Raw genomic sequence first — 21,521 nt, forward strand, 5'->3', positions numbered from 1 at the left:
GCGGCTTTTGTATTTTCTGAAATAACGAAGTGGAGAGCCGCATGGTTCCCGTAATCGCCCTGGTGGGCCGACCGAACGTCGGCAAGTCCACCTTGTTCAACCGCCTGACCAGGACTCGTGACGCCATCGTCGGCGACTTGTCCGGTCTGACCCGTGATCGCCAGTACGGTGAGGCCAAGTGGCAAGGGCGTTCCTACATTCTGGTCGACACCGGTGGTATCTCCGGTGACGAGCACGGTATGGACGAAAAAATGGCCGAGCAGTCGCTGCTGGCCATCGAAGAAGCGGATGTTGTGCTGTTCCTGGTAGATGCCAAGGCCGGTTTCACCGCCGCCGACCAGATGATCGCCGAACACCTGCGCAAACGTAACAAGCGTTCCTACGTGGTCGCCAACAAGGTCGACAACATCGACCCGGAAATGGCCCGCGCCGAATTCGCTCCGTTGGGCATGGGTCACGCGATTCCTATCGCCGGTGCTCACGGCCGTGGCATCACCCAGATGCTGGAAATCGCCCTGGGTGATTTCCCCAAAGACGAAGAAGAGCCTGAAGACGGCGAGGAAGAGATCGTTGCCGAAGGCGAGGAAGCCAAGCGCATTCCTGGCCCGAGTGAAAAAGACGGGATCAAGATCGCCATCATCGGCCGTCCGAACGTCGGCAAGTCGACGCTGGTCAACCGCATGCTCGGTGAAGACCGGGTAATCGTTTATGACCAACCCGGCACCACCCGCGACAGTATCTACATTCCGTTCGAACGTAATGAAGAGAAGTACACGCTGATCGACACCGCCGGTGTGCGCAAGCGCGGCAAGATCCACGAAGAAGTCGAAAAATTCTCCGTGGTGAAAACCCTGCAAGCGATCAAAGACGCCAACGTGGTGATCTTCGTGATGGACGCCCGCGAAGGTGTGGTCGATCACGACCTCAACCTGCTCGGTTTTGCCATCGAGTCGGGTCGTGCGCTGGTCATCGCGATCAACAAGTGGGACGGCATGACGCCGAGCGAGCGCGACTTCGTCAAGGTCGAGTTGCAGCGTCGTCTGTTCTTCGTTGATTACGCCGACATCCACTTCATCTCGGCACTGCACGGCACCGGAGTGGGCAACCTCTACGCATCCGTACAGAACTCGTTCAAGTCGGCGGTCACCCGCTGGCCGACCAACCGTCTGACCCAGATTCTGGAAGACGCGGTGGGCGAGCACGCGCCACCGATGGTCAACAACCGCCGGATCAAGCTGCGTTATGCCCACTTGGGTGGTGCTAACCCGCCGATTATCGTGATCCACGGTAACCAGATCGAGAAAGTGCCGAAGTCGTATGTGCGCTATCTGGAGAACACTTACCGCCGTGTGCTGAAGCTGGTCGGTACGCCGATCCGGATTGAGTTCAAGGGTGGCGAGAACCCGTACGAAGGCAACAAAAATACGCTGACCGACCGCCAGGTCAACAGGAAGCGTCGAATGATGTCGCACAGCAAGAAAGCCGACAAAAAGCGCCGCGACAAGAAGTAAGGTCGCGGGTCATTGATCGTTCCCATGCTCCGCGTGGGAATGTATCCCGTGACGCTCTGCGTCACAAAAGCGGCGGACGCAGAGCGTCCAAGGCTGCATTCCCACGCAGAGCGTGGGAACGATCAACTTGAGAGAAGGGTGCCATCCGGCGCCCTTTTTTTATGGGCGCCGGATGGGCTATCCTCGGGCTCTCCCGCGCCGTCGTCAGAGCCGGGTGTTGAGCAGGGAACCCCCGATGATCACCAGTAAGCTGCCGAATGTCGGCATCACTATTTTCACGCAGATGTCTCAGCTCGCGGCGCAAACCGGCGCGATCAACCTGTCCCAGGGTTTTCCGGATTTCGACGGCCCGCAGTCGCTGCGCGATGCGGTGGGTCGGCATATTGCCAGTGGTCATAACCAGTATTCGCCAATGACCGGTCTGCCGGCGCTGCGCGAGCAGATTGCGGCGAAAATCGTTCGCAGCTATGGCGTGCAGGTCAATGCCGACAGCGAAGTAACGGTTACGCCGGGCGCGACCCAGGCAATCTTCTGTGCGATTCAGGCGGTTATCCACAGCGGCGACGAAGTCATCGTGTTCGATCCGTGCTACGACAGCTACGAACCGGCGACAGAGTTGGCGGGCGGTCGTTGTGTGCATGTGCAGTTGAACCCGGATGACTTCTCCATCGATTTCGAGCAACTCGCAGCGGCCCTGAGCCCGCGCACGAAAATGATCGTCATCAACACCCCGCACAACCCGAGCGGCGCCCTGATCACCCGCGACGAACTCGATCAACTGGCGCAATTGATCCGTGGTCGCGACATCTACCTGATCAGCGACGAAGTCTATGAACATCTGGTGTTCGACGGCGTGCCGCATGTCAGTGTGCTGGCCCATGAAGAGTTGTATCAGCGCGCCTTCGTGGTCAGCTCGTTCGGTAAAACCTATCACGTCACGGGCTGGAAAACCGGCTACGTCGTCGCGCCGCCAGCCCTGACTGCGGAACTGCGCAAAGTCCATCAGTACGTCAGTTTCTGTGGCGTCACGCCGCTGCAATACGCCTTGGCCGATTACATGGCCGAGCACCCGGAGCACGTCGAAGAGTTGCCGGGTTTCTATCAGGCCAAACGCGATCTGTTCTGCGATTTGCTGGCACCATCACGCTTCACCTTCAGCCGTGTCACCGGCACGTATTTCCAACTGGTCGATTACTCGCAGATCCGTCCCGATTTGAACGACGTCGAGATGGCGATGTGGATGACCCGCGAGCATGGCGTGGCCAGTATCCCGGTGTCGGTGTTCTACCAGAATCCACCCGAAGGCCAGCGCCTGGTGCGCTTGTGCTTCGCCAAACGCGAGGAGACGCTGCGTGAAGCGGCGGCGAAACTATGCGTGATCTGAGTGCGTTACCCGATCTCAACCTGGCGCTGATCCAGACCACCCTGGCCTGGCATGACCGCCAGGCGAATCTCGAGCATTTCGATGCGCTGCTGGAGCAGGCGCGCGGGGCGGATCTGATCATCCTGCCGGAAATGTTCACCAGCGGATTCTCCATGGAGTCCGAGACCCTCGCCGAAGCCGAGAATGGCCCGACCAGTAAATGGCTGCGGGTTCAGGCGGCGAAACTCGATGCGGTGATTACCGGCAGCGTGATTATTCAGGCGGCAGACGGCAGCCATCGTAATCGCCTGCTGTGGGCGCGACCGGACGGCGAAGTACTGCATTACGATAAGCGTCACCTGTTCCGCATGGCCGGCGAGCACAACCACTACACCCCCGGCGAACGCCAGGTGCAGTTCGAGCTCAAGGGCTGGCGTGTGCGTCCGCTGATTTGTTACGACCTGCGTTTCCCGGTGTGGAGTCGCGATGCCCAGGACACCGATCTGCTGCTGTACACCGCCAATTGGCCGGGTGCGCGACGGTTGCACTGGAACCGACTGTTGCCGGCTCGGGCGATCGAGAACCTTTGCTATGTGGCGGCGGTGAATCGCGTTGGCACTGACGGTAAAGGTTTTGCCTATACCGGTGACAGTCAGGTGCTGGATTTCCAGGGCGAAACCTTGCTGGCGGCGGGGGAGGCGGATGGTGTGTTCAAGGTGGTTTTGGAGGCGGCGTCACTGGCGGCGTATCGCGAGCGGTTTCCGGCGAATCTGGACGCCGACACCTTCGAGTTCACCTGAGGTAACTGATCGTTCCCACGCTCTGCGTGGGAATGCAGCCCGTGACGCTCCGCGTCACTGGACGCAGAGCGTCCCTTGAGGCATTCCCACGCAGAGCGTGGGAACGATCGCAGGCAAAAAAAGGCCCCGGAGTTCGCACGCCGGGGCCTTTTGCATTTCAGCAGTCGATTACGCCGCTTTCGCCTCCGGCTGGCTCAGCGAGCGGTTCAGCGCGCTGAACAGGGCCTTGAAGCTGGCCGTGGTGATGTTTTCATCAATGCCCACGCCGTGTACCGCACGTTCGCCGTTCACACGCAGCTCGATGTACGCTGCTGCTTTGGCGTTGGTGCCGGCGCCGATCGCGTGTTCGTTGTAGTCCATGATCTCCACCGGAACTGGCAGGCCGGCGACCAGTGCTTCCAGCGCACCGTTACCCTTGCCGCGCCAGTGCAGGTTGGTTTCGCCCTGACCTTTGCTCGCCACTTCCACTTCAACATTGCTGTTGCCGTTTTCTTCCTGCAGGCGATGGCTGACCAGCGCGTACGGGGTGTTGGCTTGCAGGTATTCGCTGATCAACAGCGAGTGAATCTGCTTGGCGGTCATCTCCAGGCCCAGACGATCGGTTTCACGCTGCACGACCTGGCTGAATTCGATCTGCATGCGACGTGGCAGGCTGATGCCGTATTCCTGCTCCAGCAAGTAAGCGATGCCGCCCTTGCCCGACTGGCTGTTGACGCGAATCACCGCCTCGTAGCTGCGGCCAATGTCGGCCGGGTCGATCGGCAAGTACGGCACTTCCCACAGTGCATCGGGTTTCTGCTGGGAGAAGCCTTTGCGGATCGCATCCTGGTGCGAGCCGGAGAACGCGGTGTGCACCAGATCGCCGACGTACGGATGACGCGGGTGCACCTGAATCTGGTTGCACTCTTCGACGACTTTGCGCACGCCGTCGATGTCGGAGAAGTCCAGCTGCGGGTCGAGACCCTGGGTGTACATGTTCAGGGCGACGGTGACGAGGTCGACGTTACCGGTACGTTCGCCGTTGCCGAACAGGCAGCCTTCGACACGATCGGCGCCAGCCATCAGGCCCAGTTCGGTAGCCGCAACGCCAGTGCCACGGTCGTTGTGGGTGTGCAGGCTGATGATCACGCTGTCACGACGGTTGATGTTGCGGCCGAACCACTCGATCTGGTCGGCGTAGATGTTCGGGGTTGCGCACTCAACGGTAGCCGGCAGGTTGAGGATCATCTTGTGCTCAGGCGTCGGGTTCCACACCTCGATCACCGCGTCACAGACTTCCTTGGCGAATTCCAGCTCGGTGGCGCTGAAGGTTTCCGGCGAGTATTCGAAGGTCCACTCGGTGTCCGGCTGCATCGCCGCGTATTTGACGAACAGCTTGGCGGCGTTGACGGCGATGGCCTTGATGCCGTCCTTGTCCTGGTTGAAGACAATGCGACGGAAAGAAGGCGAAGTGGCGTTGTACAGGTGAACGATGGCTTTCTTCGCCCCGCGCAGGGATTCGAAAGTGCGCTCGATCAAGTCTTCACGACCCTGGGTCAGCACCTGAATGGTGGTGTCGTCCGGGATGTGGCCTTCTTCGATCAGGGTACGCACGAAGTCGAAGTCGGTTTGCGAAGCGGCCGGGAAGGAGGCTTCGATTTCTTTCACGCCCACCTGAACGAGGGTTTTCCAGAAGCGCAGCTTCTTCACCGCGTCCATCGGCTCGATCAGCGACTGGTTGCCGTCACGCAGGTCGGAGCTGCACCAGATCGGCGCGGTGTCGATGGTTTTCGACGGCCAGGTGCGATCCGGCAGGTTGATGACAGGAAACGCGCGGTATTTCGAAGACGGATCTTTGAGCATGCTCATCGGGAAATTCCTTATTGTCTGGGCCGAAAAGAGGCGGCCTGCCGGTGTTACGAATGTTCTGGGAACAGCGTGGGACGAGGTGCCGCGATTCAGCCTGGCAGTCGTGCGCTGACAAGGCACAAGCTGCGGTGCTGGCGAAGCTGAATGAGGGTGTGAGAGGTTTTCATGCCTTCAACCCTAACCGCGAGGGCAGAGGATGGCAAGCAGTCGAAAAAAATTGAGAGGAATACTCGGAAAGCGGGGTTTTGCGGGATTTTATTGCGCAGGAGGTCGCTGATCGTTGTGATATTTGCGCGAGGTTTGATTGGGGCGCAATCGGGGTTTTTAGGAATTCATGGAGTATTGCTGTGTTGTATAGGTCGCCTTCGCGAGCAAGCTCGCTCCCACATTGGATTGTGTTCACAACACAAATCCCTGTGGGAGCGAGCTTGCTCGCGAAGGGGACATCAGTTCATCGACTGTCTTAAGGTTGAAACGCACCAATGAAAATCGCCGGATCCACCCGCGCATCATTCAGGCTGACATTCCAGTGCATGTGCGGGCCGGTCGCGCGGCCGGTCATGCCCACCTTGCCAACCACTTCGCCACGCGCCAATTGATCGCCGACCTTCACGTCAATCTTCGACATATGGCAGAACATGCTGATAAAGCCTTGCCCATGGTCAACAAACACCGTGTTGCCATTAAAGAAGTAATTGCCGGTAAGGATCACCTTGCCCGCCGCCGGGGTCTTGATCGGCGTGCCCGCCGGCACCGCGAAGTCGAGGCCTGCATGCGGATTGCGCTCTTCACCATTGAAGAAACGACGCACGCCAAACTTGCTCGACAGCGGCCCGTTGACCGGTTTGTCCAACAGCAAATTGCTCGGCGTGTTCGGGCTGAAGCTGCGATACGCCTTGATCTGTTCGGCCAGTTCGCCTTCGATGCGTTTAAGGTTCGATTGATCCGGATTGACCTGTTGCTTGTTCTTCAGGGTGATGCGCTGTTCCGGGTATTTCTTGTTGCCCACGGTAAACGGCAGATTACGCCCGCCACTGCTGATCTGCTGCGCACCCGGTTTGACGGTTAGCGGCACGCCAACAATCGCCAGCCAGTTGTTCTGTTCCTTGACCACCAGCACCGGTTTGCCCTGATACGTGGCTTTCGGCGCCTGTGCGGCCGCGCCCAGATCAACCACCGCGACGCCGCCCGGCACCGGTTTGTTCAGCAGCCGGGTGATGTAACTGTCGGCGTGGGCATTGAAGGTCAGACACAGCAGAAACAATGGAGCGAGAAAACGCGGCATGGATCAGTCCAGTAAAGAGAGGGTGACAGGCGTCAGGTGATTGTCTTCGACGCGCACTTGCAGTTCGCCTTCGCCGAGTTTGGCCCTCAGGCGCTGGCCAGTCTGGGTCTGCGCGGCGTTGCGGATCGCGTGGCCGCGCTCATCGAGCAGAATGCTGTAACCACGGCCGAGCGTTGCCAACGGGCTGACCACGTGCAGCGTCTGCATCTGGCTGTGCAGTTGCAGACGACGGTTTTTCAGGCCCTCACGCATGGCGCGGGGCAGGCGTTCGGCGAGGCTGTCGAGGCGCTGGCGCAACATCGCCAATTGCCGTCCCGGATGTTGCCCGGCGAGGCGGGTCTCCAGGCGGATCAAGCGTTCGCGACGGGTGTTCAGATGACGCTCGAAAGCGCGGCGCATGCGCATGTCCAGATCATCCAGCCGTTGCGCTTGCTGGCGCAGACGTTCGCCGGGATGGCGCAAGCGACGCGCCATGCCTTCCAGACGCAGGCGATCACGCATCAAGCGGTCGCGCATGCGCATCACCAAGCGGCGATGCAGGCTCTCTACCTGACGGATCAGATGGCTGGAATCCGGCGCGAGCAATTCGGCAGCCGCTGATGGCGTTGGCGCGCGGACGTCAGCGACAAAGTCACTGATCGACACATCGGTTTCATGGCCAACCGCGCTGACAATCGGCGTCACGCAGGCATCAACGGCACGGGCCACGGCTTCTTCGTTGAAGCACCAGAGGTCTTCCAGCGAACCGCCGCCACGGGCGAGGATCAGCGCGTCGAAACCACGCGCGTCGGCCATTTTCAGGGCGCGGACGATTTGTGCGGTGGCTTCACGGCCCTGCACGGCAGTCGGGATCAACGTCAACTGCACCTGCGGCGCACGCCGGCGGAACACGCTGATGATGTCGCGAATCACCGCGCCGGTCGGCGAACTGATGATGCCGATGCGCTGCGGATGCGCGGGCAACGGCACTTTGCGTTCGGCACTGAACAGACCTTCGGCGCTGAGCTTTTCTTTCAGCGCATCGAAGGCCAGACGCAGGGCGCCGTCACCGGCAGGTTCGACGGTATCGAGAATCAACTGATAGTCGCCACGCCCTTCAAACAGCGAGACCTTGCCACGCACCTTCACCGCCAGGCCGTCCTTCAACGCCTGACGCACGCGCGCGGCGTTCTGCCGGAACAGCGCGCAACGCACCTGCGCGCCGCTGTCCTTGAGGGTGAAATAGATGTGGCCGGACGCCGGACGGGCGAGGTTGGAGATTTCGCCTTCGACCCAGATGTTGCTGAACACGTCTTCAAGCAACACCCGCGCGCGGCCGTTGAGCTGGCTGACGGTCAGGACTTCACGGTCCAGGCCAAGTCTTGCAAAGGGATCTTTAATCATGGGGCGCAGTTTAAAGGCATTTGCCGCCGAATCACCATTACACCGCACAAAACCCTGTGGGAGCGAGCTTGCTCCGGGCGGCGATCCGACGAAGGCGTCTTATCCTTCGACATCCTCAGTGGCTGACGGTCCGCTTTCGCGAGCTAGCTCGCTCCCCCAGGGGGAATTGGTGAATGTCTGGAGGAAGTGTTGAATCAGCGGCGTGGGGTTCTGGCGATAGGCGAGGGCGACGGTGCTTTGGCAGTCGGTATCGGCCAGCGGCAGGAATCGTACGCCGCTCGGCGCGATTTCCTGCATGGATTTCGGCAGCAGGGCAATGCCGAAACCGGCCTGAATCAACTGAAGCTGGGTGGTCTTGCGCGACATCACCCGCGCCGCTTTCGGGAAAAAGCCCTGACGCATGCACAGATCGGCACACAGATAACTCAGACCGCCGCGTTGCGGATGCGGAATCGAGATGAACGCTTCGTCCTTCAATTGAGCCAAATCAACACGCTCAGCCTCGGCCAATCGATGATCCATCGGAACTGCCAGCAGCAGCCGTTCAGTAAACAGCGGCACAATCTGAATACCTTCGCGCTGGCGCAACACCGGCAGGCGCAGCAGACCGATATCGAGGCGTCCTTCGGCCAACTCCTCCAACTGCGCCTCGGAAGACAACTTGCCGATGTCCAGCGACACGCCAGGTTGTTGCTGCAGATAAACGCCGATGTCCCTGAGCAAACGGCCGCTGATCGACACGGTGCTGGAATGACTGAGGCGCAAGCTGCCGAGCTGACCATTGCCGACCTCGGTGGCCATGGCGCTGGCCTTACTCAGCTCATTGAGCAGATTTCTTGCCCGCGGCAGAAACGCTTCGCCCGCCGCCGTGAGTCTGGGCTGGCGCGCTGTGCGTTCGAACAATGGGGTTTGCAGGCGTGTTTCCATGTCCTTGATCTGCCGGCTCAATGCCGATTGCGCAACGAACAAGCGTTCAGCCGCCGCACTGAAGCTGCCGCATTCGGCGATTTCCACGAAGTAGCGCAATTGACGAGTCGACAGCACGAGCAATGCCTTTTTGAGATGAGTGGGTGGCTTTGAAGATATTAGTCGCAAGCCTCGACGCTGGCTAAAGTCATCGCAGGCTTATTAAGGAAGCGCATCGATGAGCGTGGCGGGATTGCTGAGTGAGTGGACCTGGGGCGCCGGTGGTTGGGCGGTGATCGGGCTGGGGATCGCCCTGGCCTATATCGTGTTCGGCATTGCCGGATTCGGCACCGCGCTGGTGGCGGGGCCGATTCTGATTCTGTTCATGCCGTTGTCGAAGATTGTGCCGCTGCTGGTGTTGCTGGATTTTGTCGCAGCGTTCGGCAATCTGCTGCCGTCGCGGCGGGATGTGGCCAAGCCCGAGTTATTGCGGCTACTGCCGTGCATGGCGGTGGGCTGCACGCTGGGAGTGATTTTCCTGCTTAACCTCAAATCGGATGTGTTGCTGCTGTTGATGGGGCTGTTTATCAGCGCTTACGCGATTTACAGCCTGTGGGTCAAAGCGCGGCCGGCGCAACTGTCGGCGGCGTGGGCGGTGCCGATGGGCACGGTAGGCGGGTTGTTTGGGGCGTTGTTTGGCAGTGGCGGCTTTTTATATGCGATCTATCTGAACAGTCGGCTGCCGAAAGACGCGGCGCGGGCCACGCAAAGTGCACTGATCAGTTGCAGCACGGTGGTGCGTTTGAGCCTGTTCGCTATCGCCGGTGTGTATGCCGAGCTACCCTTGTTGATGCTGGCGCTGTGTCTGTTGCCGGCCATGGCGCTGGGGCTGTGGATCGGGCGGCGGTTGAGCATGAAGTTGTCGCGCGAGGCGTTTGTGCGGCTGGTAACGTGGCTGGTGCTGGCGAGCGGGCTGGCGTTGATCGGACGCTACCTCAGCACTTGACCGGATTTCGTCAGGGATTAAGCTGCCGGCCTTTAGGGCCTCTTCGCGAGCAAGTCGAATCGTCGCACCGTCGCTCCCGCATTGGAATACAGTTCCCTGTGGGAGCGAGCTTGCTCGCGAAGGCGTCAGAAGCCACACCGCAGGACTTTCCATGAATTCGCAAAGCATCATCGTCCCGAAAATCTCCACCCTGCCGGTCCACGAACCCCGGGCCCGGGCGATCGTGCGCTGGCTGGTGCGCAAGAACATCATCAAGGAAGAGCTGAGCACTTGTGGCCGCACCGGCAACCGCATGGCTTACGCGATTGCCGACGGCGCGCGTGCCGTGGTCCTGCACCCGCAAGCGCTGCCGTTTGGTGAGCCAATCAACGGCCTGGAGATCGTCACCAAACGCTGCATCTACACCCCGGCCAAGGGCTTTCTCGAGGAGGCCGGTTGCGCCGAGTGCCGTCGTGAAGTTGGCGAAGCACTGTTCGAAAGCCTCGAAGAGTGGTTCCCTGGTCGCACCGACAACTTCACCTGCCCCGAATGCGGGCATGAAGACGACATCAACGGCTTTCTGTATTTGCAGGAGTGCGCGTTTTCCAACCTTGGTTTCATCTTCAACAACTGGCTGGAGGCGGGCTTCAAGCAAAGCTTTATCGATGAGTTCGCCGATTGGCTCGATCAACCTGTCTCTTGGGTCAAGGTGGAGCTGTAGGGCCGGGGATTCCCGTACATCAGCAACATTGATATTAAGCTGAGTTTTACATTGAACAGCAGGGGGTGTCTGACTATAATGGCGCGCTTCCATTTTCCCGCTCGGGAGCCCCCGCGATGCTGCGTATCAGCCAAGAAGCTCTGACATTCGACGACATTCTCCTAGTGCCCGGTTATTCCGAGGTACTTCCTAACGAAGTCAGTCTCAAGACCCGCCTTACCCGTGGCATCGAGCTGAACATTCCTCTGGTTTCTGCCGCCATGGACACCGTTACTGAAGCCCGTCTGGCAATCGCCATGGCTCAGGAAGGTGGCATCGGCATTATCCACAAGAACATGACCATCGAGCAGCAAGCTGCCGAAGTGCGCAAGGTCAAGAAGTTCGAAGCCGGCGTCGTCAAGGATCCGATCACCATCGAGGCAGATGCCACGGTTCGTGATCTGTTCGAATTGACCCGCATGCACAACATTTCCGGCGTTCCGGTGCTGCACGATGGCGACCTGGTCGGCATCGTCACTTCCCGTGACGTGCGTTTCGAAAGCCGTCTGGAAGCGACTGTCCGTGAAGTGATGACGCCGAAAGAGCGTCTGGTCACGATCAAGGAAGGCGCGAGCAAGGACGAAGCACGCGAGCTGTTGCACAAACACCGCATCGAGCGTGTGCTGATCGTCGACGACAAATTCGCCCTCAAAGGCATGATGACCGTCAACGACATCGAAAAAGCCAAAGCCTACCCGCTGGCCAGCAAGGACGATCAAGGTCGTCTGCGCGTGGGCGCTGCGGTCGGTACCGGTAAAGACACCGGTGACCGCGTCGCCGCTCTGGTCAACGCTGGCGTGGACGTGGTGGTAGTCGATACCGCCCACGGTCACTCCAAAGGCGTGATCGACCGCGTTCGCTGGGTTAAACAGAATTTCCCTGAAGTGCAGGTGATCGGCGGCAACATCGCCACCGGCGCCGCTGCCAAGGCGCTGGCCGAAGCAGGCGCTGACGCAGTCAAGGTCGGTATCGGCCCTGGCTCGATCTGCACCACGCGTATCGTCGCCGGTGTCGGCGTCCCGCAAATCAGTGCCATCGCCAACGTTGCCGCTGCCCTTGAAGGCACTGGCGTGCCGTTGATCGCCGACGGCGGCATCCGTTTCTCCGGTGACCTGTCCAAGGCCATCGTAGCCGGTGCTTCCTGCGTGATGATGGGCTCGATGTTCGCCGGTACTGAAGAAGCGCCGGGCGAAATCGAACTGTTCCAGGGCCGTTCGTACAAGGCGTATCGCGGCATGGGTTCGCTGGGCGCCATGTCCCAGGCTCAAGGTTCTTCCGACCGTTACTTCCAGGACTCCTCGGCAGGTGCCGAGAAGCTCGTTCCGGAAGGCATCGAAGGCCGTGTTCCTTACAAAGGCACCCTGAGCGCGATCATTCACCAGCTGATGGGCGGTCTGCGTTCCTCGATGGGCTACACCGGCAGCGCCAACATCGAAGAGATGCGCACCAAGCCTGAATTCGTGCGGATCACCGGCGCCGGCATGGCCGAATCCCACGTTCACGACGTGCAGATCACTAAAGAAGCGCCAAACTACCGCGTAGGTTGAGCCTTCAAGCAACAAGCAAAGCAACCGGGGCTGTTTGATTCAGCCCCGAGTTGTTTCTGAATCACGACTGTTTCTGAATGACTTAGACGAGACTGAATCATGGCCCTCGATATTCACGCTCACCGCATCCTGATCCTCGACTTCGGTTCGCAATACACCCAACTGATCGCCCGCCGCGTGCGCGAGATCGGTGTGTACTGCGAACTGCACCCGTTCGACATGGACGAAGATGCGATCCGCGAATTCGCTCCTAAAGGCGTCATCCTCGCCGGCGGCCCCGAGTCCGTGCACGTCGCCGACAGCCCGCGTTGCCCGCAGGCAGTGTTCGATCTGGGAGTACCGGTCTTCGGTATCTGCTACGGCATGCAGACCATGGCCGAGCAACTGGGCGGCAAGGTCGAAGGTTCCGAACTGCGTGAGTTCGGTTACGCCCGCGTTGACGTGGTCGGCAAGAGCCGCCTGCTCGACGGCATCGAAGACCACATCGACGCCGACGGCCTGTTCGGCCTCGACGTCTGGATGAGCCACGGTGACAAGGTCACCAAGATGCCGGAAGACTTCCACATCCTCGCCAGCACCCCGAGCTGCCCGATCGCCGGTATGTACAACGACGACCGTGGCTACTACGGCGTGCAGTTCCACCCGGAAGTGACCCACACCAAACAGGGCGGTCGCATCCTCTCGCGTTTCATTCTCGACATCTGCGGCTGTGAAGCCCTGTGGACGCCGTCGAAGATCGCTGAAGACGCCATCGCCAACATCCGCGCACAAGTCGGTACCGACAACGTGCTGCTGGGTCTGTCCGGCGGTGTTGACTCCTCGGTGGTTGCTGCGCTGTTGCACAAGGCCATTGGCGACCAGCTGACCTGCGTCTTCGTCGACAACGGCCTGCTGCGTCTGCACGAAGGCGAGCAAGTGATGGCCATGTTCGCCGAGAACATGGGCGTCAAGGTGATTCGCGCCAACGCTGAAGAGCAGTTCCTCAACAACCTGGCCGGCGAAGCCGATCCGGAGAAGAAGCGCAAGATCATCGGTCGCACCTTCATCGACGTCTTCGATGCCCAGTCGAACAAACTGGAAAACATCAAATACCTCGCGCAGGGCACCATCTACCCGGACGTGATCGAGTCGGCTGGCGCGAAGAGCGGCAAGGCCCACGTGATCAAGTCGCACCACAACGTGGGCGGCCTGCCGGAAGAGATGAACCTGAAACTGGTCGAGCCACTGCGCGAACTGTTCAAGGACGAAGTCCGCCGTCTGGGCCTGGAACTGGGCCTGCCGTACGACATGGTCTACCGTCACCCGTTCCCGGGCCCGGGCCTGGGCGTGCGCATCCTCGGTGAAGTGAAGAAGGAATACGCCGACCTGCTGCGTCGCGCCGACCACATCTTCATCGAAGAGCTGCGCAAAGCCGACTGGTACCACAAAGTCAGCCAGGCTTTCGTGGTGTTCCAGCCAGTGAAATCGGTTGGCGTGGTCGGCGACGGCCGTCGTTACGCCTGGGTCGTGGCCCTGCGTGCCGTAGAAACCATCGACTTCATGACCGCACGTTGGGCTCACCTGCCTTACGAACTGCTGGAAACCGTTTCCGGCCGCATCATCAATGAAATCGAAGGCATTTCGCGCGTCACTTACGACGTGTCGAGCAAGCCGCCGGCGACGATTGAGTGGGAGTGATCCCGCTGCACTTCGATGCCCGGCATTGAGTGACTGAAAACCCCTGGCCCAGGCCAGGGGTTTTTTGTTTCAGGACCGTTTGATACCCATTCAAACGGGAATGCGACTCTGCAGTTTCAGGCCTATTTCGATCAGGCGTTGAGCCAATGCGGCGATATCCGGGAACATGACGCCACTGATGCGCGGCATGGACTGGAACCAGATGTAGGTCTGACCGTCGAGGGTCTGATTGACCGGTGTGCGGACGATGCTGCCGGTGCTGTTGCGACGTACCAGTGTGTAATCGTTTTGCACTTTCTCGAACAGGAACGTGCCATTGCGTTGCAGCAGATGATCCAGCGTTTCTTCGGTCCAGCTCACCGGCGGCGCTTCGATTTGCAGGCGCAGGTCGGCGTAGAGGTAGTCGAACGAATCCCGTGTCGTCGTGCCATTGTCAAACGGGCCTCGAACGACCTTGAGCCCAGGGTCGACACTGACGCCGGCCTCTTCGGCGGGGTAGGCCTCTTCAATCCGTAAACCGATGCCGCCCTTGAGTTCGCTGATGCCGGGCAAATCCCGGAAGTTATTGGTGTTCTCGGCGCTGACCAGGGCAACCCATCTCTCTGTTTTATTGAGGATCTGATCGCCCCACATGACTTGCGAAGCCAGACGTGTGCGCATCATTTGCTCTTCAAGTGAAGTCAGCGAAACCCGCACTTTGTAATTCGCCGTGTTATTGAGGCCCTGAACCCGGATGTCGTTTTCCCGGGCGGCCTTGACCAGCTCCAGGGCGTTGAATGCGCCATTGGGGTCGGTATTGAGGCCGGTGAGGTAAATTCGTAAATCCTCGGTCATCTCACCAGAGGTGTAGAAACTGTTCAGGTCGGCCTGGGCAAATCGTTCAGCAGTTCTTCCACATACAGCGTTCTGGTGTGGCGGGCGAACGCCGGCATGTTTTCGATCATGAAACGCATGCTGGTGATGCGGTCCAGGGTTTCGCCCACGACCAGACCGTGGGTATTGGCAAAGATGCGATCAATGAGGACATTGATATCCATCGAATGACTGATCTCGGGCATGGCCGGACGTGCAGGCAGGTTGGTCCATTTCAGCTCTGAATAATGCTCTTTGGCTTCATTCAGCAGTTGTGTGCGCTTGTGGCTGAAATACCTTTTGTACAGTTCCTCGGCGCTGATATCGCCCATGGCGTCACGGGACACCTCGACCGGATCTTCCGGCAAATTCATCGCCCACCTGCGCAACCTGAGCATGTCCAGGCCCATGAAATTCTGGAGGGTGGTCACCAGGCGTAGCGGACGTGAAGTCGACGGCACCGGCTCGACCAGAGGCAGGTCCGGCGATGGCGTGGAGGACCTGGTAAATGAGCGCAGTTCAATGTCCGGCGTACATTGTTTGGTCGAACACTGGCCGCCCCCGCGCAGGCGCAGCGCGGGCATGCGCTGCCATTGTCCGGCGGCGTTGAAGCGTACGGGCAATGAACGGGCGAACTGGTTGGGCTGCTCAGGTTCGACGATGGCCCAGTTTCCGCTGTCTTCGCTGGCGGCGAAGTAACGCACGTAGTAAGCGTTGCCATCGATCGTGATGGCATAGGGCGGGTCGCTGTCGAGGCGGTAAATGCCTTGATACTTGCCCGCAGCGGTCTCTGCCGTATAGCGATCAAGCAATTCGTTGCATTGATAACGGGCGGGAATTGGCGGGCTGGGCGGACTATCCAGCGTCGGCGAGGTGAGTGTCGTTTCGGTGGGGATTTCGTTGGGCAGTTCTTCAGCCCGGACTTGCGCCTCCTCCACCACCGGCGCCGGATCCAGGGCGGGCAGCAAGGGTTGATTGGCCGAAGTGAACTCGATCAGCCCGGCCATTTCCTCGGCTTCGGCAAATTCCACCTGCGGCCCCACCTCCAGCAGTTCGCCAGTGGCGATCAGGAACGGAACGCTGAAAACGGTTTCGATGCCATTGAGTATCGCGCCGAGGGTGCCAGCCTTGCGCTCGGCGGCGGTCCTGCCGTGGATGGCCTGATCGATGTTCAGCCCCATGTTGGCAATGCCGGCACCAATGACCGGCAATGCCAGCGGCCAGCCCACTGCCGCCATTGGCCCGAAGACCTTGAGGCCGGCACTCAGATAACCCATCCAGATTTTTTTGCGCAGGTCGCTGTTGGACGTCAGCGACAGGCTCGCTTCGGCCGACATGGCGCGTTGGGTCGAATCGCTTAACCAGGTGAACGCGTCACCGCTGATTGCGTGGTCGCTGCGATTGACCATTTGATGATCGCTGTGGCCCCACGCGCTGACCAGACGGTTCATCAGCGTGGTGAGGTTTTCGGTGATCTGCTCGCGGTCAGCCAGCGGGAAGTGATTGAGAAACGTCTTGCGCCGGTTCTCCACGTTCAGCTGTTCCAGCAGCCACCAGTGCAGATCCGCTTCGTTCTCCATCAGCCGAAAGGCCTGGGCCTCGCCGGGCAAGTAGAGGGTTTGGCGGCCGCTGTCCTCCACCAGACGCAAGACATTGCTCGCGACGTGACCATCGAGATCCAGTGCGCGGACATCGCCGGTCACCGGGTGCAATGCTTGCAGCATGGACAGCGTGACAGGCCAGGTGACGGGGCCGATCACCGAGTTGAGCACGCGCTGAAAATCGTTGCCGTCGAGGTGACCGTGTTGCAGCGCCTGCACCGCGTGACTGAGGAAATTGCACTTGGCCAAGGTGCGGAAATCGCTCGCCGAGGTTTGCCAGAACGTGGTCAGTTGCTGGTTGTAGCGCGTGCTGAAGTCGACGTTCCAGAACGCCTGTAGCACCTCGCTGCCGAGCAGGCGCACTTCATTGCTCTGATTGAAGTTTTCAGTCTGCGGGCCGTCCGAGTAGAAGCCGCCGTAAAGGCCCAGCAGGTCTGCGTTGTCCTGATCGGTGGCGCGAAAGCGATGGATCACCAGTTGGGTGAGGGTCAACGATTCGTAGGGCTTTTCCAGCAGGTGTTCCCAACCAGTGAAAGTCTGCGTGCTGCTCTGCGCGGCTCTGAACCGGTGGAAATACACCCGGTCCGGATCGAGGCCCGACAGGCCTTTGTCGGTCAGTAACTGGCTGGCCACTTCACGGGCTGCCTCCAGCAGGCTCGGGCAGTTCTGGACCAGTGTTGTGGCGATTGTCTTGAGGCTGGCCTTGTCTGTCGCGTTCGGCAGCAGGCGGCGTTCGGGTGCGTTCATGCGTTGCTCCATCCATGGGAAAACGGAGATCGAGCATCGCCGATTGGCGCCGCCGTCATGCACTAGTTATGTATGGCGCCGTCGCCTTTCGCCGGTGGTGGTGATGTGCGGCCCTGAGTCGCCCTTACTGTTTCTCAACCGCAGGTGTATCGTATTCGCCTTTTACGGGCCTTCAGGGTCTGTCGCTGATACGTGAGGTAGTTGAGTTCATGTCCTTTACCCGTCGCCAAATCCTCGGTGGCCTGGCCGGTCTTGTTGTCGTTGGTGTCGGAGCGGGGGGCGCGTCGCGTTACTGGCTGGGCAAGATGGCTGACGCCGAGGCGGGGCACGACTACGAGTTGATCGCCGCGCCGCTGGACGTTGAATTGGTGCCGGGGCACAAGACTGAAGCCTGGGCGTTCGGCCCGTCGGCGCCGGGCACCGAGTTGCGCGTGCGCCAGGGTGAATGGCTGCGGGTGCGCTTCATCAACCATCTGCCGGTGGCGACCACGATTCACTGGCACGGCATTCGCCTGCCGCTGGAAATGGACGGCGTGCCGTACGTGTCGCAACTGCCGGTGTTGCCGGGCGAATACTTCGATTACAAATTCCGCGTGCCGGACGCCGGCAGCTACTGGTATCACCCGCACGTCAGCAGCAGTGAAGAGCTGGGGCGCGGGCTGGTCGGACCGCTGATCATCGAAGAACGCGAGCCGACCGGTTTTGTGTACGAAAAGACCTTGAGCCTGAAAAACTGGCACATCGACGACGAAGGCAATTTCGTCGAATTCAGCATTCCGCGTGAAGCGGCGCGTGGCGGTACGGCGGGGCGTCTTTCGACGATCAATGGCGTGCCGACGCCGGTGATTGAATTGCCCGCCGGGCAGATCACTCGCGTGCGCTTGCTCAACCTCGACAACACGCTGACTTACCGCATCAACATCCCCGGCGTCGAAGCGAAGATCTACGCGCTGGACGGCAACCCGATCGAGCCACGCCCGTTGGGCAAGGAATACTGGCTGGGCCCGGGCATGCGCATTTGCCTGGCGATCAAGGCGCCGGCGGCCGGCGAAGAACTATCGCTGCGCAACGGCCCGGTGCGTCTGGGCACGCTGCGCTCGGTGGCCAACAACGATGCGCCGACTGACTGGCCGAAAGCGTTGCCGGCCAACCCGGTGGCTGAGCCGGATCTGGCCAATGCCGAGAAACTCAACTTCAATTTTGAATGGGTCGGTTCGGTCTCGGTCAACGTCGACAACGGCAAGCCGCCAAGCCTGTGGCAGATCAACGGCAAGGCCTGGGACATCACTGACAAGACCTGCGCCGACCGGCCGATTGCCAGTCTGAAACTGGGGCAGAGCTATATCTTCGAACTGAAGAACATGACCCAGTATCAGCACCCGATCCACCTGCACGGCATGAGCTTCAAGGTGATTGCGTCGAACCGGCACAAGATCATTCCGTACTTCACCGACACCTATCTGCTGGGCAAGAACGAGCGCGCGCAAGTGGCGCTGGTGGCCGATAATCCGGGGGTGTGGATGTTCCATTGCCACGTGATCGACCACATGGAAACCGGCCTGATGGCCGCCATCGAGGTGAAGTGATGCGTCAGATTCGCCCTGCGGCGATCATCGACCGCAGCCGTGACCGCGATTTCATGCGCGAAGCCCTGACCCTGGCGGCGCAAGGCGCAGCGCTCGGCGAAGTACCGGTGGGCGCGGTGCTGGTGCAAGGCGGCGAAATCATTGGTCGCGGCTTCAATTGCCCGATCAGCACCAGCGACCCGAGTGCCCACGCAGAAATGGTCGCGATCCGCGCGGCGGCGCAGGCAGTGGATAACTATCGGCTGCCGGGCAGCACGCTGTATGTGACGCTGGAACCGTGCAGCATGTGCGCCGGCTTGATCGTGCATTCGCGGGTGGCGCGGGTGGTGTACGGCGCGCTGGAGCCGAAGGCGGGGATTGTGCAGAGTCAGGGGCAGTTTTTTACCCAGGGCTTTTTGAATCACCGGGTGTTGTATGAAGGTGGGGTGTTGGCTGAAGAGTGTGGCGCTGTACTGACCGAGTTTTTCCGCGCCCGCAGAGCGAAAAGCCCCTCACCCTAACCCTCTCCCAGAGGGAGAGGGGACTGACCGGGTTGGATGGGCGAGGTGCACCGACCTGAGTTATCGAGTCGAACTCAAGTTTGAAAAGCTCAACGATCAGCTCCCTCTCCCGGGGGGAGAGGGGACTGACCGGGTTGGATGGGCGAGATCCGCCGACCTGAGTTATCGAGTCGAACTCAAGTTTTGAAAAGCTCAACGATCAGCTCCCTCTCCCAGAGGGAGAGGGGGCTGACCGGGTTGGATGGGCGAGGTGCACCGATCTGAGTTATCGAGTCGAACTCAGGTTTCGAAAAGCCCAACGATCGGCTCCCTCTCCCTGGGGAGAGGGCTGGGGTGAGGGGTGGGCTCACCGCGGTGTTTGGGCGATTGGTTTACTTCTTGGCGACAATCACCGCGCGCATCGGCGCCGGCAATCCTTCAATCGTTTTGCTGTGATCTTCCGGATCAAGGAAATCGCTCAGCGACTGGTACTTCATCCACTCAGTCCCGCGCTGTTCTTCAACGGTTGTTGTGCTCACATCAACGCATCGAATATCGGTGAATCCCGCGCGACGCAGCCACAACTCCAACGCTGGCACCGACGGCAGGAACCACACGTTACGCATCTGCGCATAACGATCTTCCGGCACCAGCACCTGATGCTTGTCGCCTTCGACCACCAGCGTCTCCAGTACCAGTTCGCCGCCCTTGACCAGGCAATCCTTCAGCGCCAGCAGATGCTCGATCGGCGAGCGACGGTGATAGAACACGCCCATGGAAAACACCGTGTCGAACCCTTCCAGATTCGGCGGCAGGTCTTCGAACGGGAACGGCAAGTGCCAGGCATTCGGTTCTGACAGATAACGCTGTACGGCCTGGAACTGGCAGAAAAACAGCCAGTTCGGGTCGACGCCGATCACGCTGTCCGCACCGGCACCGAGCATGCGCCACATGTAGTAGCCGTTGCCGCAACCGACATCGAGGATGCGTTTGCCCTTCAGGTCCAGATGCGGTGCCACCCGCGACCATTTCCAGTCCGAACGCCATTCGGTATCGACGTGCACGCCAAACAGATCGAACGGCCCCTTGCGCCACGGTGATAGGCCCATCAGTGCAGTGCGCATCTGCACGCGGGTTGCGTCGTCGCAATCGGTGTCGAGTTTCAGGCCGTTGAGCAGGTCGACTTCGCTCGGCTGAATTTTTGGTAGCGCATCCAGCGCACTTTGCCAGCGCTCCAGATCGCCGTGACCCTTCTCCATTTTCTTGTCGAGTTGCGCCTGCAGGGTGTTGGCCCATTCGGCCAGCGGTGTGCCAGCCAGACGGCGGGCGAGGGGGGACAGATCAATCATGGCAAGGCAATCAACGAGGCAAAGTTAAGACACTGGAACCACGGCACGACTTTCGAGAAACCGGCCGCCAACAGGCGTTCGCGGTGTTCTTCGAGGCTGTCGGGCTTCATGACGTTTTCGATGGCGCTGCGCTTCTGGGCGATTTCCAGTTCGCTGTAGCCGTTGGCGCGTTTGAAGGCGACGTGCAGATCGGTGAGCAATGCGTGTTCTTCGGCATCGTTGAAGCGCAGCTTCTCCGACAGAATCAGCGCGCCGCCGGGCAGCAGCGATTGGCGAATGCGCGAGAGCAACGCCGTACGCTGATCCGGGGCGATGAATTGCAGCGTGAAGTTCAGCGCCACCACGGACGCAGGCTGGAAGTCGAGGGCGAGAATGTCGCCTTCGATCACCTCCACCGGCAGCAACTCCTGGAACATCGAGTCCTGACCATTGAGGTATTCGCGGCAGCGTTCGACCATCGCCGCCGAGTTATCCACCGCGATCACCCGGCAACCGTCGGTGCGCACGTGGCGACGCAGGGCTTGAGTGACCGCGCCCAAGGATGAGCCGAGATCGTAGAGCACGCTGTTTGGCTGAGCGAATTGCGCGGCAAGCACGCCGAGGTTTTCGACGATGGTCGGGTAACCCGGCACCGAACGCTTGATCATGTCCGGGAACACCCGCACGACGTCTTCGTTGAAGGCGAAGTCGGGTACCTGGGCCAAGGGCTTGGCGAAAATGCGATCGGGTTCTTTGCTCACGGCGGTTCCGGCGGTGTCGGTGGAAAAGGCCGGCATTTTAGCCAAAGTGGCGTCGGGATGCTTGGGTTGTCTGATAAAGCGTTTTTTGCCGGTGATCGTTCC

General features: G+C 60.1%; 17 protein-coding genes. 9 read left to right on the forward strand and 8 right to left on the reverse strand.

The genetic code is table 11. From position 1 onward, the window contains the following. The first annotated feature begins 41 nt into the window (after positions 1–41). The 3 genes from der (at position 42) to WA225_RS14205 (ending at position 3,674) form a co-directional block, all read left to right on the forward strand. Positions 42–1,511, forward strand: a complete 1,470-nt coding sequence (gene der, locus WA225_RS14195) for a ribosome biogenesis GTPase Der (protein ID WP_008084638.1) — start codon at positions 42–44, stop codon at positions 1,509–1,511. A 235-nt stretch (positions 1,512–1,746) separates the two neighbouring features. Continuing rightward, a complete protein-coding gene (locus WA225_RS14200) occupies positions 1,747–2,895 on the forward strand; it encodes a pyridoxal phosphate-dependent aminotransferase (RefSeq protein WP_422608383.1) in 1,149 nt (382 codons plus the stop codon). Further along, the gene (locus tag WA225_RS14205) at positions 2,883–3,674 is read left to right on the forward strand and encodes an amidohydrolase (RefSeq protein WP_422608384.1); all 792 of its coding nucleotides are present in this window, start codon (positions 2,883–2,885) and stop codon (positions 3,672–3,674) included. The genes WA225_RS14200 and WA225_RS14205 overlap by 13 nt, the downstream gene beginning before the upstream one ends. Positions 3,675–3,842: 168 nt before the next feature. Here WA225_RS14205 and leuA read toward each other — a convergent pair whose 3' ends face one another. From leuA to WA225_RS14225, 4 genes are all read right to left on the reverse strand, one after another. Continuing rightward, positions 3,843–5,522, reverse strand: a complete 1,680-nt coding sequence (gene leuA / locus WA225_RS14210) for a 2-isopropylmalate synthase (RefSeq protein WP_008082522.1) — start codon at positions 5,520–5,522, stop codon at positions 3,843–3,845. Between the two features lie 463 nt (positions 5,523–5,985). Then, positions 5,986–6,807: a peptidoglycan DD-metalloendopeptidase family protein gene (locus WA225_RS14215; RefSeq protein ID WP_422608385.1), complete on the reverse strand. Its 822-nt coding sequence runs from the start codon at positions 6,805–6,807 to the stop codon at positions 5,986–5,988. 3 nt (positions 6,808–6,810) lie between these two features. Further along, on the reverse strand, positions 6,811–8,190 hold the full coding sequence (xseA, locus tag WA225_RS14220) for an exodeoxyribonuclease VII large subunit (RefSeq protein WP_422608386.1): 1,380 nt from the start codon (positions 8,188–8,190) through the stop codon (positions 6,811–6,813). Positions 8,191–8,289: 99 nt separating this feature from the next. Further along, a complete protein-coding gene (locus tag WA225_RS14225; RefSeq protein ID WP_422608387.1) occupies positions 8,290–9,234 on the reverse strand; it encodes a LysR family transcriptional regulator in 945 nt (314 codons plus the stop codon). Positions 9,235–9,334: 100 nt separating this feature from the next. On the opposite strand from WA225_RS14225, the gene WA225_RS14230 reads away from it, so the two are divergent. From WA225_RS14230 to guaA, 4 genes are all read left to right on the forward strand, one after another. Beyond that, positions 9,335–10,102 carry a sulfite exporter TauE/SafE family protein gene (locus tag WA225_RS14230; RefSeq protein WP_422608388.1) on the forward strand — a complete coding sequence of 256 codons (768 nt, stop codon included), beginning with the start codon at positions 9,335–9,337 and terminating at the stop codon, positions 10,100–10,102. A gap of 151 nt (positions 10,103–10,253) precedes the next feature. After that, a complete protein-coding gene (locus WA225_RS14235) occupies positions 10,254–10,802 on the forward strand; it encodes a sugar ABC transporter ATPase (protein ID WP_016984359.1) in 549 nt (182 codons plus the stop codon). 116 nt (positions 10,803–10,918) lie between these two features. After that, on the forward strand, positions 10,919–12,388 hold the full coding sequence (guaB, locus tag WA225_RS14240; RefSeq protein ID WP_100845173.1) for an IMP dehydrogenase: 1,470 nt from the start codon (positions 10,919–10,921) through the stop codon (positions 12,386–12,388). A 99-nt stretch (positions 12,389–12,487) separates the two neighbouring features. Then, positions 12,488–14,065: a glutamine-hydrolyzing GMP synthase gene (guaA, locus tag WA225_RS14245; RefSeq protein WP_422608389.1), complete on the forward strand. Its 1,578-nt coding sequence runs from the start codon at positions 12,488–12,490 to the stop codon at positions 14,063–14,065. Positions 14,066–14,155: 90 nt separating this feature from the next. Here guaA and WA225_RS14250 read toward each other — a convergent pair whose 3' ends face one another. Both WA225_RS14250 and WA225_RS14255 read right to left on the reverse strand, forming a co-directional pair. Further along, entirely contained in the window at positions 14,156–14,899 is a 744-nt protein-coding gene (locus tag WA225_RS14250; RefSeq protein WP_422608390.1) for a hypothetical protein, read from the reverse strand. A 23-nt stretch (positions 14,900–14,922) separates the two neighbouring features. Next, positions 14,923–17,265: a dermonecrotic toxin domain-containing protein gene (locus tag WA225_RS14255; protein WP_422608391.1), complete on the reverse strand. Its 2,343-nt coding sequence runs from the start codon at positions 17,263–17,265 to the stop codon at positions 14,923–14,925. A gap of 209 nt (positions 17,266–17,474) precedes the next feature. Between WA225_RS14255 and WA225_RS14260 the strand changes: the two genes are divergently transcribed. Continuing rightward, positions 17,475–18,851 carry a multicopper oxidase family protein gene (locus WA225_RS14260; RefSeq protein WP_422608392.1) on the forward strand — a complete coding sequence of 459 codons (1,377 nt, stop codon included), beginning with the start codon at positions 17,475–17,477 and terminating at the stop codon, positions 18,849–18,851. Then, entirely contained in the window at positions 18,851–19,351 is a 501-nt protein-coding gene (gene tadA, locus WA225_RS14265; protein ID WP_102900332.1) for a tRNA adenosine(34) deaminase TadA, read from the forward strand. The genes WA225_RS14260 and tadA overlap by 1 nt, the downstream gene beginning before the upstream one ends. Positions 19,352–19,722: 371 nt before the next feature. Here the strand turns inward: tadA and cmoB are convergent, their stop codons facing one another. Next, on the reverse strand, positions 19,723–20,679 hold the full coding sequence (gene cmoB, locus WA225_RS14270) for a tRNA 5-methoxyuridine(34)/uridine 5-oxyacetic acid(34) synthase CmoB (protein ID WP_422608393.1): 957 nt from the start codon (positions 20,677–20,679) through the stop codon (positions 19,723–19,725). Next, positions 20,676–21,455 (reverse strand): carboxy-S-adenosyl-L-methionine synthase CmoA, encoded by a 780-nt coding sequence (cmoA, locus tag WA225_RS14275; protein ID WP_175559565.1) that lies wholly within the window; start codon positions 21,453–21,455, stop codon positions 20,676–20,678. Before cmoA ends, cmoB begins: the two co-directional genes overlap by 4 nt. Between the last annotated feature and the right edge of the window lie 66 nt (positions 21,456–21,521).

This window comes from Pseudomonas sp. (assembly GCF_049300855.1).
GTDB lineage: Bacteria > Pseudomonadota > Gammaproteobacteria > Pseudomonadales > Pseudomonadaceae > Aquipseudomonas.

What these genes read in the sequence shown, in the direction of transcription:
- der (WP_008084638.1), top strand. Translation starts at nt 42, where the DNA reads ATGGTTCCCGTAATCGCCCTGGTGGGCCGACCGAACGTCGGCAAGTCC.
- WA225_RS14200 (WP_422608383.1), top strand. Translation starts at nt 1,747, where the DNA reads ATGATCACCAGTAAGCTGCCGAATGTCGGCATCACTATTTTCACGCAG.
- WA225_RS14205 (WP_422608384.1), top strand. Translation starts at nt 2,883, where the DNA reads ATGCGTGATCTGAGTGCGTTACCCGATCTCAACCTGGCGCTGATCCAG.
- leuA (WP_008082522.1), bottom strand. Translation starts at nt 5,522, where the DNA reads ATGAGCATGCTCAAAGATCCGTCTTCGAAATACCGCGCGTTTCCTGTC.
- WA225_RS14215 (WP_422608385.1), bottom strand. Translation starts at nt 6,807, where the DNA reads ATGCCGCGTTTTCTCGCTCCATTGTTTCTGCTGTGTCTGACCTTCAAT.
- xseA (WP_422608386.1), bottom strand. Translation starts at nt 8,190, where the DNA reads ATGATTAAAGATCCCTTTGCAAGACTTGGCCTGGACCGTGAAGTCCTG.
- WA225_RS14230 (WP_422608388.1), top strand. Translation starts at nt 9,335, where the DNA reads ATGAGCGTGGCGGGATTGCTGAGTGAGTGGACCTGGGGCGCCGGTGGT.
- WA225_RS14235 (WP_016984359.1), top strand. Translation starts at nt 10,254, where the DNA reads ATGAATTCGCAAAGCATCATCGTCCCGAAAATCTCCACCCTGCCGGTC.
- guaB (WP_100845173.1), top strand. Translation starts at nt 10,919, where the DNA reads ATGCTGCGTATCAGCCAAGAAGCTCTGACATTCGACGACATTCTCCTA.
- guaA (WP_422608389.1), top strand. Translation starts at nt 12,488, where the DNA reads ATGGCCCTCGATATTCACGCTCACCGCATCCTGATCCTCGACTTCGGT.
- WA225_RS14250 (WP_422608390.1), bottom strand. Translation starts at nt 14,899, where the DNA reads ATGACCGAGGATTTACGAATTTACCTCACCGGCCTCAATACCGACCCC.
- WA225_RS14255 (WP_422608391.1), bottom strand. Translation starts at nt 17,265, where the DNA reads ATGAACGCACCCGAACGCCGCCTGCTGCCGAACGCGACAGACAAGGCC.
- WA225_RS14260 (WP_422608392.1), top strand. Translation starts at nt 17,475, where the DNA reads ATGTCCTTTACCCGTCGCCAAATCCTCGGTGGCCTGGCCGGTCTTGTT.
- tadA (WP_102900332.1), top strand. Translation starts at nt 18,851, where the DNA reads ATGCGTCAGATTCGCCCTGCGGCGATCATCGACCGCAGCCGTGACCGC.
- cmoB (WP_422608393.1), bottom strand. Translation starts at nt 20,679, where the DNA reads ATGATTGATCTGTCCCCCCTCGCCCGCCGTCTGGCTGGCACACCGCTG.
- cmoA (WP_175559565.1), bottom strand. Translation starts at nt 21,455, where the DNA reads ATGCCGGCCTTTTCCACCGACACCGCCGGAACCGCCGTGAGCAAAGAA.